Origin of the sequence: Saccharomonospora saliphila YIM 90502 (assembly GCF_000383795.1) — a bacterium.
Lineage (GTDB): Bacteria > Actinomycetota > Actinomycetes > Mycobacteriales > Pseudonocardiaceae > Saccharomonospora > Saccharomonospora saliphila.
In genome coordinates this window covers 2,722-4,526 of sequence record NZ_KB912731.1, presented here as the reverse complement: position 1 = coordinate 4,526, position 1,805 = coordinate 2,722, and the positions used below count along the sequence as shown (strand labels likewise).

Annotated in this window: 2 protein-coding genes; both read right to left on the bottom strand. The window is 68.4% G+C overall.

Annotated elements, in window-relative coordinates; genetic code table 11:
* Positions 1–104: 104 nt before the first annotated feature.
* On the bottom strand, positions 105–1,190 hold the full coding sequence (gene mraY, locus SACSA_RS0120700) for a phospho-N-acetylmuramoyl-pentapeptide-transferase (protein WP_019819780.1): 1,086 nt from the start codon (positions 1,188–1,190) through the stop codon (positions 105–107).
* A gap of 70 nt (positions 1,191–1,260) precedes the next feature.
* A partial coding sequence (locus SACSA_RS24085; protein WP_019819779.1) for a glutamate ligase domain-containing protein occupies positions 1,261–1,805 on the bottom strand: 545 nt, incomplete at its 5' end.

The following is a 1,805-nucleotide window of genomic DNA, read 5'->3' as shown; positions in this document are numbered from 1 at the left end:
CGCCGACGCCACGGACCGGCCGGTGACGCCGGCGCCCGCGACGAGCACCGGCCCGGTCACCGGGGCGCCGACGGCGGGCGCGCCCGCGTCCTCCGTCACCCGGCTCACCCGCCCCCGAGCCCGAGTTGCTCGCTGTAGAACAACCCGAGGCCGAACATGCAACAGATCGCGGCGAGCAGCCAGAACCGGATGATGACGGTGGTCTCCGCCCACCCGGCCAGCTCGAAGTGATGATGGAACGGCGCCATCCGGAACAACCGCTTGCGGGTGGTCCGGAAGACCGCGATCTGCACCACCACGGAGATCATCTCGACGACGAACAGACCACCGATCACGATGGCGAGCAGCTCGGTGCGGGTGGTCATGGACAATCCCGCGATGAGACCACCCAGCGCCAGCGACCCGGTGTCACCCATGAAGATTTTCGCCGGTGCGGCGTTCCACCAGAGGAACCCGACGCACGCGCCCGTGGCGGCGGCGGCCACCACGGCCAGATCCAGCGGGTCACGGACGTTGTAGCAGGCGGGCTGGTAGGCCTCGACGCAACTCAGCCTCGCCTGCCAGAACGAGATCACCACGTACGTCGCCAGCACCATCGCGCCGGCGCCGCCCGCGAGCCCGTCGAGCCCGTCGGTGAAGTTCACCGCGTTCGACCACGCCGAGATCAGCAGGTAGCAGAACACGATGAAGATCGGCAGCGGGAACATGATCAGCGCGATGTCCCGTGCGTAGGACAGGTTCTGTGACGCGGGGGTGAGGTTGTTCGGGTCCGGGAACTGCAGCACCAGCACCGCGAACGTCACCGCGACCACGAGCTGGCCGACCAGCTTGGCCGTCTTGTTCAGCCCCAGGTTGCGTTGTTTGCGGATCTTGATGAAGTCGTCGAGGAAGCCGACCATGCCCAGGCCCACCGCGAGGAACAGAACCAGCAGCCCTGAGGCGCTGGGACCGTCGTTGGTGGAGTCACGCCAGTAGTCGACGAGGTGTGCGGCGAAGTAGGCCACCACCAACGCCACGATGATGGCGACCCCGCCCATGGTCGGGGTGCCGCGTTTCGACCTGTGCCCCTGAGGGCCCTCCTCCCTGATCTCCTGACCGAATCCCTGTTTCGAGAACAGGCGAATCAGATACGGAGTGAGCAGAATGGACACACCCAGCCCCACGGAGGCCGCGATCATGATGCTGATCACGCGTCACGCCTCCCGCTCGCCCGGCCGTGATGTGTCCCTGTTCGCTCCCCGTACAGTCCAGTGTTCGGGCTCACGCGCTACCGCCTTCTCCCAACAGCGCGTCGGCCACCCGCCACAGCTCAGCAACCTTCGAAGCCTTGACGAGGACGACGTCGTCGGGGCGCACCTGCTCGCGCAGCAGCGCGGCGGCGGCTTCGGTGTCCGGCACCAGGACCGACTCCTCTCCCCAAGAACCCTCGTGACTCGCGCCGTGGTGCATGGCGGCGGCCTGCTCGCCGACCACGACCAGTCGGTTGATGTTGAGCCGGACGGCGAGCCGACCGATCTCGTCGTGCGCGGACACGCTATCGGCCCCGAGTTCGCCCATGACACCGAGGACCGCCCACGACCGCCTCTCCGAGGTCATGGACGCGAGCGTCTTCAGCGCCGCCCGCACGGACTCGGGGTTGGCGTTGTACGAGTCGTTGAGCACGGTCACGCCGTCGGCCCGGGTGGTGACCTCCATGCGGCGCGCGGAACGGCGGGTCGCCCCGCCGAGGCGGCGCGCGACCTCCGGCAGCGGTGAGCCCAGTTCGAGCGCGACGGCCGCCGCGGCGAGCGCGTTGCTCACGTGGT